Source organism: Cupriavidus cauae, assembly GCF_008632125.1.
Taxonomy (GTDB): Bacteria; Pseudomonadota; Gammaproteobacteria; order Burkholderiales; family Burkholderiaceae; genus Cupriavidus; species Cupriavidus cauae.
Genome location: NZ_VWRN01000011.1, coordinates 1 through 13,249 on the forward strand (window position 1 = coordinate 1; position 13,249 = coordinate 13,249).

General features: G+C 68.8%; 12 protein-coding genes and 1 pseudogene. 7 read left to right on the forward strand and 6 right to left on the reverse strand.

The genetic code is table 11. The annotated features are described in order from the left end of the window. Window positions 1–766, reverse strand: a pseudogene (locus F1599_RS02665) (hypothetical protein); the annotation flags it as partial. Window positions 767–999: 233 nt separating this feature from the next. Here F1599_RS02665 and F1599_RS02670 point away from each other — a divergent pair. Beyond that, complete coding sequence (locus tag F1599_RS02670; RefSeq protein ID WP_150082157.1) at window positions 1,000–1,776, forward strand: dienelactone hydrolase family protein; 777 nt, start codon at window positions 1,000–1,002, stop codon at window positions 1,774–1,776. Between the two features lie 97 nt (window positions 1,777–1,873). Here the strand turns inward: F1599_RS02670 and F1599_RS02675 are convergent, their stop codons facing one another. Beyond that, complete coding sequence (locus F1599_RS02675) at window positions 1,874–2,326, reverse strand: MarR family winged helix-turn-helix transcriptional regulator (RefSeq protein ID WP_149320179.1); 453 nt, start codon at window positions 2,324–2,326, stop codon at window positions 1,874–1,876. Window positions 2,327–2,530: 204 nt separating this feature from the next. Here F1599_RS02675 and F1599_RS02680 point away from each other — a divergent pair, with 204 nt between their 5' ends. From F1599_RS02680 to F1599_RS02695, 4 genes are all read left to right on the forward strand, one after another. Further along, window positions 2,531–3,100: a YggT family protein gene (locus tag F1599_RS02680; RefSeq protein WP_149320178.1), complete on the forward strand. Its 570-nt coding sequence runs from the start codon at window positions 2,531–2,533 to the stop codon at window positions 3,098–3,100. Window positions 3,101–3,350: 250 nt separating this feature from the next. Next, the gene (locus F1599_RS02685) at window positions 3,351–3,629 is read left to right on the forward strand and encodes a hypothetical protein (protein ID WP_149320177.1); all 279 of its coding nucleotides are present in this window, start codon (window positions 3,351–3,353) and stop codon (window positions 3,627–3,629) included. A 293-nt stretch (window positions 3,630–3,922) separates the two neighbouring features. Continuing rightward, window positions 3,923–5,500, forward strand: coding sequence for an MFS transporter (locus F1599_RS02690; protein WP_223819435.1), 1,578 nt, complete (start codon window positions 3,923–3,925; stop codon window positions 5,498–5,500). Window positions 5,501–5,833: 333 nt separating this feature from the next. Then, window positions 5,834–6,688: an IclR family transcriptional regulator gene (locus F1599_RS02695; protein WP_150082158.1), complete on the forward strand. Its 855-nt coding sequence runs from the start codon at window positions 5,834–5,836 to the stop codon at window positions 6,686–6,688. Between the two features lie 157 nt (window positions 6,689–6,845). On the opposite strand, the gene F1599_RS02700 is transcribed toward F1599_RS02695, so the two are convergent. Then, complete coding sequence (locus tag F1599_RS02700) at window positions 6,846–7,697, reverse strand: phytanoyl-CoA dioxygenase family protein (protein ID WP_149320175.1); 852 nt, start codon at window positions 7,695–7,697, stop codon at window positions 6,846–6,848. A gap of 272 nt (window positions 7,698–7,969) precedes the next feature. Here F1599_RS02700 and F1599_RS02705 point away from each other — a divergent pair, with 272 nt between their 5' ends. Next, entirely contained in the window at window positions 7,970–8,458 is a 489-nt protein-coding gene (locus F1599_RS02705; RefSeq protein WP_149320174.1) for a MarR family winged helix-turn-helix transcriptional regulator, read from the forward strand. A 206-nt stretch (window positions 8,459–8,664) separates the two neighbouring features. Beyond that, on the forward strand, window positions 8,665–10,155 hold the full coding sequence (locus F1599_RS02710) for an MFS transporter (RefSeq protein WP_223819436.1): 1,491 nt from the start codon (window positions 8,665–8,667) through the stop codon (window positions 10,153–10,155). 69 nt (window positions 10,156–10,224) lie between these two features. Here F1599_RS02710 and F1599_RS02715 read toward each other — a convergent pair whose 3' ends face one another. The 3 genes from F1599_RS02715 to F1599_RS02725 form a co-directional block, all read right to left on the reverse strand. Beyond that, window positions 10,225–10,542: a hypothetical protein gene (locus F1599_RS02715; protein ID WP_149320172.1), complete on the reverse strand. Its 318-nt coding sequence runs from the start codon at window positions 10,540–10,542 to the stop codon at window positions 10,225–10,227. A gap of 389 nt (window positions 10,543–10,931) precedes the next feature. After that, on the reverse strand, window positions 10,932–12,407 hold the full coding sequence (locus F1599_RS02720) for a DegQ family serine endoprotease (RefSeq protein WP_150082160.1): 1,476 nt from the start codon (window positions 12,405–12,407) through the stop codon (window positions 10,932–10,934). A gap of 188 nt (window positions 12,408–12,595) precedes the next feature. Beyond that, window positions 12,596–12,943, reverse strand: a complete 348-nt coding sequence (locus tag F1599_RS02725; protein WP_149320170.1) for a GIY-YIG nuclease family protein — start codon at window positions 12,941–12,943, stop codon at window positions 12,596–12,598. Window positions 12,944–13,249: the final 306 nt, after the last annotated feature.

Here is a 13,249-nt window from a genome sequence, read left to right on the forward strand (position 1 = left end):
GGTCGGCCGCGCGCGGCTCGCGCCGGGTGCCGCGGCGCCAGCGCTCGGCCGCCATCTCGCCGAGCGCGCGGGCGACGTCGCCCTCGACCACCGCCTGCACATCGTGGAACGGGCCATAGGGCTTGCCGTCGGGATCGACCCGCCGGGGCTCCTGCAGCGCATGCGAGGGCGTATCCCAGCGGCAGCGCGTCAAATCCAGCCCGCCGACGAAGGCGAGGCTGTGATCGATCACCACGACCTTCTGATGATGCGAGGCGCCCACCGGATGGCGGGCGTCGAGCCGGAACGACAGCCGGCGATGGGTCTGCCAGTCGAGCTTGACCGCCGGCAGCCACTCGCGCTCCATCGCGTAGACCATCGCGAAATCCCAGCTCAGCACGTAGATGCGCAGCCGGCGGCGGCGCCGCACCAGCGCGTCGAGGAAATCGCGCAGCCCGCGCGGAAAGCCGTCGTCGGCGCCGCCGGGCACCAGCTCGAAGCGGCTGTCGATGTCCCAGCCGAGGATGAATACCGTGTGTTCGGCCTGGATCAGCGCCGAGCGCAGCGCACGGAAGTACTCCTCGCCATCGACCAGCATGGCGAAGCGCGATGCGCGTTCGATGCGCCAGCAATTGCGGCCAGGCTGCAGCAGCCCGGTTTGCCGCGGCCCCGCGGCGGGTGCCGGCGCACGATCTCCCGCGGCGGCACGCGGGGCGCCATCGCGGCTCTCCGTCTGCGCTACGCCGGCTGCAAGCTGCCGGTCTTCAGGCGCGTCTTCAGCGGTCATCGACATCCCTGCGGAAACGAAGGAGGCGCACGGGACCAGGATGTCCGCGGACCTCCGCCAGCAGTATGGCAAGCCCTGCACGGAACCGCCGTCCTCCGCCGGCCCCGGCGCTTGTCGGAATCCGCCTACATGGGTGGCGGGACAACGTCCGGGCGGCGCGCGGGCCGGACTGGCGCGCTTGGCAAGCCCGCGCGGCTTGCCTTACCCTGTCCGCCCACCGATGGAGAAAACCCATGGCCGCTACTCAATCTGCCTCCGGCGCTGCAGCCGGTACTGCCACCGGCGCCGCAGCCGACGCGCGTCGGCGCTGGATCCGCGTCGGCACTGACGCCCACGCCTTCGATGCCTACCTGAGCCTGCCGCCCGGCGGCACGCGCCCGGGCACGCCGGGCATCGTGCTGATCCAGGAGATCTTCGGCGTCAACGAACATATCCGCGCGGTGGCCGACCAGTACGCGTTGGACGGCTACGTGGTGATGGCGCCGGACCTGTTCTGGCGCGAGGCGCCGCGCGTCGAACTGGGCTATGCCGGCGCCGACATGGAGCGCGCGCTGGCGCTGCGCCAGGCCACCGATCCGAATCTCGCGCTCGACGATATCGCGCTGACCGCGCAGGCGCTGCGCGCGCAGGTTGGGCCGAACGGCAAGATCGCCGCGGTCGGGTACTGCTTTGGCGGGCTGCTGGCGTACCTGAGCGCGGCGCGCGGGCTGGTCGACGCGGCGGTGCCCTACTACGGCGGCGGCATCCAGCGCGCGCTGGACCAGGCCAGCGCGGTGCGCGTACCGATCCAGTTCCACTATGGCGAACGCGATGCCCATATCCCGCCCGAGGCGGTCGAACAGGTCCGTGCGGCGATGGCCGGCAATCCCCGCGCCGAGATCCATGTGTATCCGGGCGCGGACCACGGCTTCAACTGCTGGGCACGTGGCTCTTATCACCAGCCCTCGGCCGTGCTGGCCCATGGCCGGGCGCTCACCTTTCTCGCGCAGGCGCTGGCGCAGCCGGCCTGACGTTTTGGCAAAACGCGCCGGCGAGTTGCGCCGGCGGGTTGCCTCGCCTGCGAGCCCGCCCCTAGCGCGGCTATGGCCCAGCCTGAAACGGCGAACCCTAGCCGCGCGCCACGCCGTCGTCGTTGAAGGCCGTCAGGCGCGAGATGCGGAAGGTGTGGCGCAGCGATTCGAGTTCGCTCCGGTGCAGCAGCGCCAGCCGGTTCAGGCAACGCTCGCCCTTGGGCTGCAGGTGGACCTGCACCACGCGGCGGTCGGCCGCATTGGTCTTGCGCTTGACCAGCCCGGCCGCCTCGCAGCGATTGACCAGCGCGACCACGCCATGCTGCTTGGCCTGCAGCCGCTCGGCCAGTTCGCCGATCGAGGCCCAGTCGCGCCCGGGGAAGCCGCGGATATGCAGCAGCAGCAGATACTGCTGCACGGTCAGGCCCTCCTCGCGCACGGCGTCTTCGGAAAACCGCATGAAGCGCCGCAACTGGTAGCGGAAGTCGGACAGCGCCTCGAAGTCCTGCTTGGCAAGCTCGGTGGCGCTCGGTGAACGGGGCTGGGTCATGGCGTGCGATGGCGCGGCCGGCGTGGCAGCGCGGCCGCAATCTGGAGTCGGCCGTCATTATAGGTGCGCGGCAAGGCGGTCAGGCAGCGTGCGGCGCACCGGCATGCGTCCGTGGCCGCGGCCACCGTTGCGCTACGCGGGGCATCCCGGGTATGGCAGAATCTGTGCGTCCGCAGACACCTGCGCCACGACCACGGAATTCCGATGCTCTCGCAAATCGCCATCTTTCTGCTCGATACCGTTTTCACGCTCTTCGGCATGGCGCTGCTGCTGCGGCTGTGGATGCAACTGACGCGCTTGCCGGCGCGCAATCCGATCTCGCACGCCGTGTTCCAGGTCACGGACTGGCTGGTGCGGCCGCTGCGGCGAATCATTCCGGGCGTCGGCGGCATCGACTGGGCCACCGTGGTCGCGGCCTGGCTGACCGCCGTGGTGTTCCTGCTCGCGGTGATCGGCCTGACCGCCGGCAACCCGCTCGGCCTGCTGCCCGCCGTGCTCGGCATCGCGGTGCTCAACGTGCTCAAGTGGGGCATCAGCTTGGTGATGTGGGTCACGCTGCTGATGGCGATCCTGTCCTGGGTCAACCCGCACTCGCCGATCACCCCGGTGATCCAGCAGTTGACCGATCCGCTGCTCGATCCGATCCGCCGCGTGATCCCGCGCCTGGGCGGCTTCGATATCTCGCCGCTGGTGCTGTTCATCCTTGCCCAGGTGCTGCTGATGGTGATCGCCGGCCTGAGCGTCAATCTGTTCGGCCTGCGGCATCTGCTTTGAGCCAGGATGCTCCGGCGCTGCCGGACCGGTGTAGCCCTGCCGTTGGTTACCCGCCGTTGGTTCCCTGCGGGTGGTTCCCTGCCGGTGGTTCCCTGTAGGTGGTCCTGCCAATGGTTCCCCGCCATTGTGCGCCTGCCTGAACAGTGTGTTGCTGCAAGGCCTCTTTTTCCACGCAATCGACGGGCGTAGATTCGGGCGGTGTGGTCGGCTTGATGCCGGCCACACGGCTTTGATCAAAGGAAAAAGAACCATGAAGACTCTTGCACAACCCCGTCGCCTGGCCTTCGCGCTGCTCTGCGCCGCCGGCCTGTCCCTGTCCGCCACCGCGCTGCACGCCACCACGCTCGATCGCGACGTGCTGCGCCTCGAAGGCGCCTCGATGCACGTCGGCAAGGCCGACCCGTACAGCGACGGCGCCCGCACGGTGGACGCCTACACCGATGGCGCCCGCAGCGTCGACGCGTACACGGACGGCGCCCGCGCCGACCACGTGTCGGACGGTCGCGACCGTTTCGGCCAGGGCGCCTGACGCCTCCGCACGCCAGCGCGCGCCATCCGGCGTGCCAGCGAAAACCGGCCCGCGGGCCGGTTTTTTCATGAGCGCGGGCGTTGGACGCAGATGCCGGGAGGCCCGCGTTGCCTGCTCGTTTCGCGCGCGTTCCCTGCGCTCGCTGCGCTCATGCGCTTCTACGCGTTCCCTGCGGGCTCCCCGCACGTTCCCTACGCATTCCATCCGGCCGCGCGCCGATTGTTCCGGCAGCCGGACGAAGTTTCCAGCCCAGGCGGTTTTTCCCGCACGCGCGCGTCGCTAAGCTGGCGCCCATGCCCCACCAACCGCTGCCGGCCGGCCATCCCGCGCCGAATCCCGCCCCGAACCCCGCCCCGCCACCTTCGCTGCGCCTCGCCTCTCACCCCGAGATGGGACCGCTGCGCCTGTCGGCGTTCGGCCTGACGCTGGGGCTGGTCACCGGGCTGGACTTCTCGTCGACGCTGATGATGGCGGTGGCGAGCCAGCACATCCAGGGCGGCGTCAACGCGACGCCCAGCGACTACCTGTACGCGGTCAGCGCCTATGCCGCGGCCGCGGTGCTGATGAACATGCTGCTCGACCAGATCGCGCGGCGCATCACCTACAAGCGCTTCACGATGGCGTCGCTGGTGGTGTTCGTGCTCGGCGCGATCCTGTGCGCGGAGGCCGGCTCGCCCACGGGCCTGATCGTCGGCAAGACGGTCGAGGGCCTGGGCGCCGGCGGCCTGTTCGCGGCCTCGCGCATCCTGGTGCAGCTGCTGACGGCGCCCGCCGAGCGCGCCCCGCTGCTGCTGCGCTTCGGCCTGGGTTCGTTCGGGCTGCTGGCGGTGACGCCCTGGCTGACTGGCATCTTCCTCGACGAGATCGGCTGGCGCGCGGTCTTCCTGTTCCAGGCCGTGATCGCGCTGCCGGTGCTGGCGCTGGTGGCGCTGACCTACCCGCGCCGCGGTCCGCGCGACCCGCATCCGCCAGTATCGACGCTGGACTGGCCCGCCGCGCTCAGCGCCGCGGCCGGCGCGCTGGTGCTGCTGCACACGCTGCAGGAGATGCGCTACACGCGCTTCTTCAGCACGCCCCACATGCCGCTGATGGCCGCGGCCGGGCTGGCGCTGCTGCTGTTCTGCGCCTGGCGCCTGCACCGGCATCAGGACCCATGGATCGACCCGTCGCGGCTGCTCGGCCGGCGCTATCTGTATGGCCTGGGCTTCTACACGCTGTACTACCTGCTGTCGGCGATCTGGGCCTATCTGCTGCCGACGCTGACGCAGAGCGGGCTGGGCCTGACCTTTCGCACCACCAGCATGCTGCTGTCGGTCAGCGGCACCGTGTCGGCGATCGGCGCGGTGGTGCTGACCCTGTGCATGGCGATGGTGTTCCGCAAGCGGCGGGTGATCGCGGCCGGCCTGGTGGTCTACGCCTGCGCCGCGATGCTGCTGTCGCAGCGGCTGATGCCGGGCGCGCCCGACTACGCGCTGGTGCCGGTGGTGCTGCTGGAGGGCCTGACGCCGGTGCTGCTGATGATCCAGGTCGCTTCGATGACCTACCTCGATCTGCCGGTCGAGGACTTCGCCCACGCCTACCAGTTCAAGAACGTCTGCAAGCAGATCGCCTCGGCGACGGGCACCGGGCTGGCCAGCATGTGGATGCAGGAAGGCGCGGCCACGCACCGCACCCATCTGGTCGAACACGTGACGCGCTTCGAGCCCGCCCTGCAGCAGGGCGGCGGGCTGTCGGCCCTGGACCTGGCGCAGTTGTCGCAGGAGGTGGACCGCCAGGCCACCTTGCTGGCGGGCATGGACCTGCTGCACGGCTTCGCGCTGGTCTGCGTGCTAATCGCGGCGTTCGTGCTGGTGCAGAAGAGCTTCCGCTGAGGGTTCTCATTCGGGCCGCCGGGCTTCGAGGTGCCCGATCGCCGGTTCTCTGGTTCTCCGGGTCTCCGGTTCCCTGGGTCTCTGGGTCTCTGGGTCTCTGGGTCTCTGGGTCTCTGGGTCTCTGGGTCTCTGGGTCTCTGGGGCTCCGGGTCTCCGGGGCTCCGGGGCTCCGGGGCTCCGGGGCTCCGGGGCTCCGGGGCTCCGGCCGGGCGGTGCCTGCCTCGGGGTCGTCGCGCAACGCGGCATTGCGGCATGCCCCTCTGGCGGTTTGCGGCCTTTTCCACTACTCTTTCGGCCTTTCCGTGCGCATTCGGCATCCAGCCGTATACCTCGATGGCCAGCCACGCCCCGAACGATTCCAAGGATTCCCAGCCGTCCGCCGCCCAGGCCGCCGGAAATGCCGGCAACACCGGCACCGCCGAGAAGCCCAGCGACAGCTACGTCCAGTCCTTCGCACGCGGGCTGTCGGTGATCCGCGCCTTCAACGCGCAGCGTCCCGCCCAGACCCTGACCGAAATCGCGCAGGCCAGCGGCCTGACGCGTGCCGGCGCGCGGCGCATCCTGCTGACGCTGGTGGGCCTGGGCTACGTCGAGGCCGACGGCCGGCTGTTCCGGCTGACGCCGAAGATTCTCGACCTCGGCTTCGCCTATCTGACGTCGATGCCGTTCTGGAACCTGGCCGAGCCGATCATGGAGGCGCTGTCGCAGCAGGTGCACGAGAGCTGCTCGGTGTCGGTGCTGGACGGGACCGAGATCGTCTACGTGCTGCGCGTGCCCGCGCGCAAGATCATGACGATCAATCTGTCGATCGGCAGCCGGCTGCCCGCCTATTGCTCGTCGATGGGCCGCGTGCTGCTGGCCGGGCTGTCCGACACGGAGCTGGACCGCGTGCTGCACGCCAGCGATCTGCGCAAGCGCACGCAGCGCACGGTCACCGATATCGACGAGCTGAAGGCGATCATCGCGCGCATCCGCGCACAGGGATGGGCGCAGAACGATCAGGAGCTGGAGGAAGGACTGGTGTCGCTGTCGGCGCCGATCCGCAATCGGGCCGGCCAGGTCATTGCCGCGATGAATATCAGCGGCCAGGCCAACCGCACCAGCGCCGAGGAAATGGTGCGCCGTTTCCTGCCGCCGCTGCTGGAAGCGTCCGAGAAGATTACCAACCTGGTCAGCCTGCGCACCTGAGGGTTGCGAATCCGAGGGCTGCGCACCGAGGGCCGCGAATCCGAGGGCTGCGAATTCAAGGGCTGCGCACCGAGGGCCACGCACCCGAGGGCCGTGCACGTGGTCCTGCGGGCCTGAGGGCTGCGCCTTCCCCGGTTTTCTTCCGCGCTTCAGCGCTTCAACTGGCCATCGGGCCCGGCAGCTGCACCATGCCGTGCTGCGCCGACCGCGTGCCGGGCAGCGGCCGGTTGCTCAGGCCCAGGTAGGCGAAGGCGACCGACAGCTTGACGGCGTCGGACAGGTTCTGCCCCGCGCTATGGAACAGCCGGCTGTCGAAGAACAGCACGTCGCCGCGCTGCAATGACAGCGGCGTCGCCCCCGCCAGCAGCGCCGCGCTGGCCGGATGGCTGTCGACCAGAAACTCCGCGGCATCGAGCTGCCCCGGTTCCAGCGCAACGCGATGGGAGCCGGGTATCACGCGGAGCGCGCCGTTGCGCTCGTCCTCGTTGCCCAATGCCAGCCACACCGTCACCAGTTCGGGACTGGCGAACGACCAGTAGCGCGTGTCGCGATGCCAGCCGGTCTGGCTGCCATAGGTCGGATGCTTGGTCATCACGCAGTTGTGGTGGGCCAGCGTCAGCTGCGCCGGCTCGCCGAGCAGCGCGGTGACCAGCGTGGCCACGCGCGGATCGGTCGCCCATTGCTGGAACACCGGGTCGCGGTCATAGGCCTGGCGCAGGCGGCGCACGGTCGCACCGCCCGCAGCGTCACGGCTGCGGGGCGCCCCCGGATAGCCCAGTTCGGCCTCGTATTCGACTGGCTCGACCGCCGCCTCGAGCTGGGCTCGCGCGATGCGCTCCATCGCGTCGCACAGGGCGGGCTCCGCCAGGCCGCGCAACACTACGAAGCCGTCGCGGTGAAACGCCGCGGCGAGCGCTTCGAGTTCTTGTGCGTCGAAGGAGGACGTGGCGGGCGGCGCGGCGGCGTCGCCGGTGGCTTCGGGATCTTGGGGAGCGGCAGGGGTCGTCATGGCGACAGCGGGACGGGCAAGGCGGCGAGGCGATTAGCGTTGCCGCGGGTTCAGCAAGGCGCGAAGGGGACGGTTTCGCGCGCCAATAACCGGATGATGCCAGAAGCGGGCGCGACGTGTGCGGGCGGCCTAGGGATGGAGCATGTCCTGGCTCGCATGCCGGCGCCGGGCTGGAGATCGGCGCCGGGATCCGGGCCGGATCGGCAGCATCAGGGCGAGAATTGATATCGTTCGATATAATTACGTTTGTAACTATATCACGGGATCGCACCATGTCCTTCGAAGACCGCATCGACCGCTTCTGCGCTGCCCATCCCGAGGCGCCGCGCGACCTGATCATGGCCTCGCGGCTGCTGATGCGCACGGCGCGGCTGCTGCGCGCGCATATCGATCAGGCGCTCGCTCCCTTCGATCTCGACATGTCGCAGTACCTGTGCCTGAGCATGCTGGCCGCTGACGAAGGCCAGCCGAGCATGCCGTCGGAACTGAGCACCACGCTGGATGCGACCCGCACACAGATGACGCGGCTGCTCGACGGACTCGAAGCGCGCGGTCTGCTGCGCCGCCGCGCCTCGACGCAGGACCGGCGCAGCCTCGAGCTGCGGCTGACCGCGGCGGGGCGCAGCCTGGTCGAGCGCGCCGCGCCGGTCGTGCATGCGGCGTACGGGGAAGCATGGGGCCCGTTAGGCGAGACGGGACTGGCAGGCGCGACGCGCGCGCTCGCGAAACTGCACCAGCATCTGGACACGCTGCAATCATGAGCGCGCAGGTCGTATCGCGCGGGTCCACGCGGCTGCGCCGCAGCCGGCTGTGGTGCCGGCTGTGGTGGCGGCTGGGGCTCCGGCTGCGATTACGGGTACTGCTACGGCTGCGGCTGCGGCTGCGGCTGCCACTGCGATTGGGGCTGGGGCTCGGGCTGCGGCCGCATCCGCAACTGCTCGGCCACCGCCAACGCCAGACGTTGCTGATGCTGCTGCTGGCGCTGGCCACCGCCGTCGAATTCCTCGAGAACATCATGTTCGTCTTCGCCGCCAGCCATATCGTCGGCGGCATCGACGGCGATCCGCGCAGCTTCGCGCTGGTGCAGGCAGCCTACGCGGTCGGCAGCATGCTGACGATCCTGAAGCAGCCGTGGCTGGCGCAGCGCTTCGGCTATCGCCGCTATCTGACCGGCGCGCTGCTGCTGTTCATTGCCGGGGCGCTGGCCGCCGCGGCCAGCCATTCGGTGACGCAGCTCGCCGCCGCGCGCCTGCTGCAGGGGCTCGGCGGAGGCGCGCTGTTTACCAGCTGCCGCATCCTGGTCAATCTGATGTTCTCCCCCGCCGACCGGCCGCGTGCCTTGCGCATCTTCATGCTGGGGATCTTCGGCGCCTCGACGCTGGCCCCGGCCTTTGCCGCCGCGCTGATCGAGCATGGCGTCTGGCAGGACGTGTTCTACGGCGTGGTGCCCTTCGCCGCGCTGGCTGCGTTCGCTGCATGGTGGCTGTTGCCCGATGCGGAGCCCTCGCGCGACGCCGCGCAGGCCCCCGCGATCGGCCCGCTGCTGCTGTTCGGCGTCGCCATCGTCGCGCTGCAGACCGCGTTGAGCGAGGCGCGCTTCGATGTGCTGTCGCACCCGTTGCGGCTCGCCGCGCTCGCCGCCAGCGGCGCCGCGCTGCTGGCGCTGTTCCTTTGGCACCAGTGGCATCACGGCAAGCCGCTGCTGGCGCTGCGCAACCTGCGCCATCCGGTTTACCTGACCGGCCTGGCGATGTATTTCGTCTACTACCTGATCAACAACCTGAGCGGCTACCTGTTTCCGATCTATGCCGAACAGGCGCTGGGGCTGCCGCTGCAGACGACCGGCTGGCTCAACACGTTGTCGGCCGCGGTCAGCCTCGTGGGCATCGCCATCTATCTGAAGAGCGCGTCGCGCCTGCCCCGCAAGAAGCCGCTGATGACCGCGGGCCTGCTGGTGATGGCCGGCGCGGCGTGGTGGTTCTCGCGCTTGCCGCCCGATACCGATGTCGGCGCGCTCGCGTGGGGCCTGGTCGGCAAGGGCCTGTTCGGCGTGATGGTGATCATCCCGATCGCGGGTCTGACGTTTCGCCCGCTATCGGCCGAGGATTTTGCGCACGGCTATCGCAGCAAGAACCTGATGCGGCAGATCGCCAGCTCGTTCGCTTCCGCGCTCGGCGCGATCCTGCTGCAGAACCGGCAGTTCGCGGTCCACCAGGGCATTGTCGACGCGCTCGGCAATCGGCCGGAGCAGACAGAGCAATGGATGCGCACGATGGAGGGCACGTTGGCCGCGCGCGGGCTCGACGCCGCGCATGCGCATCAGCTCGCGCTGACATGGCTGGCGCGGCTGGTCGATCAACAGGCCAGGCTGATGGCTTGCGAGGATCTGTATCGCTGGATCGCGCTGCTGGCGCTGTGCGCGGCGGCGGCGATGCTGTGGCAGCGTCGGCTCGATTGAGCGCGCCGCGAGGGACCGCAGCAGGGGCTGCGGTCGAGGTGAGGGTGTTGTCCGGCGGCGTTGCCGTCGTCAGAACAGCGGCAGCTGCCGCATGCCGAAGCCCACGGTCTCTTCGACGCGCATGCGCGCGTGCGCCAGCGAGCCTTCGGCACCCGAGTAGTTGCCGGCCGCCCAGCGATAGACCACGGGGACTTCGCCGCGCTCGGACAGATGTACTTCGCCCAGCTTGTCGCCGCGCTCGTTGCGGTAATAGTGGGAACGATAGCCGCGCTCCCAGTAGGTGACCTCTACCTTCTTGCGACGACGGGGCGACGGCGTCGCGCGCGGCATGCGCCGCGCCCGGTCGTTCGCCGTCACCGTAGATGCACGCGTGAGATCCAACTGCATAGACTTCCTTTTCGATCGAGTCCACAAGACGATGGCACCGATGCCTCGTCATGCATCGCAGTCGTGATGATACGCCGTGATTGCGTTCCTGTGTGGCTATGCAGCCCGGAAAACCGCTCTGGGCAACGTTTTCCGGGTGGGTACGTATACGTATACCTCCCGTATACGTTGGCGCGTATACGGCAGGTATACGGGGTCGTATACGTGGGCGTATACCTGGCCGTATACCTGCGGTACACCTCGACGTGTACGTCGAGGCGTGAGAGCTGACCGACAAAAAAGCGTCGCGCCCGGGCCTGTCGATGCCCGTTCGCGACGCCTTGCGCGCCTTCGGTCAGCTCAACTTGATCTGCGCGATTTGATCAGCGAGATCGATCGGCGCAATTCGATCAGCCCAATTCGATCGGCACGAACAGCTGCATGTCGTCACGCTGCACCAGCAGTGCGACCTCTTTGCCGGCCTTCGACACCATCGTGCGCAATTGCTCGACCGACTTGATCGGCGTCCCGTTGAAGGCGAGGATCACGTCGCCGGCTTGAATGCCGACGCGTGCCGCGGGACCCGACGCGCCCTCCACCACCAGGCCGCCGGCGATGCCGCTCTCGCGCTGCTCCGCGGGCGACAGCGGGCGCACCGCAAGCCCAAGCTTGCCGCCGGACTCGGCGCCATCGCTCTTCTGCGCGACGGTCTGCTCGTTGGCCGCGCCGACCTTGACGGTCAGCGTGACGGGCTTGCCCTCGCGCACGACCTTCAGCTTCGTTTCGGTACCCGGCTTCAGGTCAGCCACGTGCTCCGGCAGGTCGGTGGAGCGGTCGACCGGGTCGTCGCCGATCTGCACGATCACATCCCCAGGCTTCAGGCCCGCCTTCGCCGCGGGGCCGTCAGGCTCCACCGTATTGACCAGAGCGCCCGCCGGCTTCGGCAAACCGAACGACTGCGCCAGGGCCTGGTTGACCTCCTGCACGCCGATGCCCAGGCGTCCGCGCGTCACCTTGCCGTGCGCGACCAGCTGCTGCTGAACCTTGGTGGCCACGTCGATCGGGATCGCGAACGACAGGCCCTGATAACCGCCGGTCCGGCTGTAGATCTGCGAATTGATGCCGATCACTTCGCCGCGCTGGTTGAACAGCGGACCGCCCGAGTTGCCGGGATTGACCGCGACGTCGGTCTGGATGAACGGGACATAGGTGTCGTCCGGCAGCGCGCGCGACTTCGCACTGACGATGCCGGCCGTCACGGTGTTCTCGAAACCGTACGGCGAACCGATCGCGACCACCGGCTCGCCGACGCGCACCTGCGACGGGTCGCCCAGCTGCACGGTGGGCAGGTCCTTCGCGTCGATCTTGATCACCGCGATGTCGGTCTGCTTGTCGACGCCGAGCACCTTGGCCTTGAACTCGCGGCGATCGGTCAGCGTGACGACGACTTCCTGCGCACCGTCGACAACGTGCGCGTTGGTCAGGATCATGCCGTCCGGACTGACGATAAAGCCGGAGCCCAGGCCACGTGCCAGTTGCGGCTGGTCCGGCTGCGGTCCATACGGGAACGGGATGCCGAAGCGCTTGAAGAACTGGAACATCGGATCGTCCGGATCCATGCCCGGCGGCAGCTGCGCCGCGGTGCGCTGCGCGCGTGCGGTCACGCTGATATTCACCACCGCGGGACCGTAGCGGTCGACGATGCCGGAGAAGTCGGTCGGCGTTGCCATCGCGCGTGCGGGAGCGGCGCCGACCTGCGCGGTCACCGGGGTCGGCGCGGCATAGCTCGATGACACCGCTTCCTTCTGGAGATAGTTGTAGCCGCCTGCCAACACGCCCAGGGCAGCAATGGCAACGGCCGTACGAGCAACAGTTCGGCGAATCATCTGGTTCTCCTCGTTGGTTCGGCGCCCACGGCGGGCGCGACGAGGACATGCTAGGGGGCGAGACTTAAACCAGCCTTAAGGGAAGGAAAGCGATAGCCGGAAACCGATGGCCGGGTCTGCGGGATCGGTGGCCGGTTGTCACCACCGGGACCGTTGACTGCGCCCCGCCGCTTCGATTGAGGATTGATTCAGGACTTCGAGGGCAACGCCGCGGTGTCGGATGGGCGGCCGCCCTCGCGCAGCCATGCCAGCAAGGCCGGCATCTCGGCTTGCGGCAGCATCGCGCATAGCTCGCGTTTTCGAGCGGCATGCAGGCGCTTGACCAGGGCTTCCAGCCGCGATGCTTCCGCCCGGTCGGCACAGCGCAACTGGGCGGCGATCGCAATCGGTTTACGCGAGCGCGTGTAGCGGGCGCCCGTGCCGGCCTGATGCTGGGCGAAGCGGCGGGCGACATCGGTGGTGATGCCGGTATAGAGGCTGCCATCGGCGCATTCGAGCAGGTACAGGTACCAGGAATGGTCGGATGGCGTGGTCACTTTGGGTTCGAGATTGAGGGCGCGGCCGCGAAGCCGGCATTGTGAGGCACTAGCGGTGAGGAGGAAAGCGCTCTGAATTGGACCGCAGCGGCGTTATTGGGCCTGTGCCGCTCGGCTGCTCGCTGCGCGGCTGGCTGCTCTGCTGCTCGGCTGCTCGGCTGCTCGGCTGCTGCAATTGTGCCCGCTTTCCGCCGCCGCAAAGCAAAACACCCCAGACCTTGTGAGATCTGGGGTGTTCTGGGGATGGAGAGCCTGGCGATGACCTACTTTCACACGGGTAGTCCGCACTATCATCGGCGCGAAGTC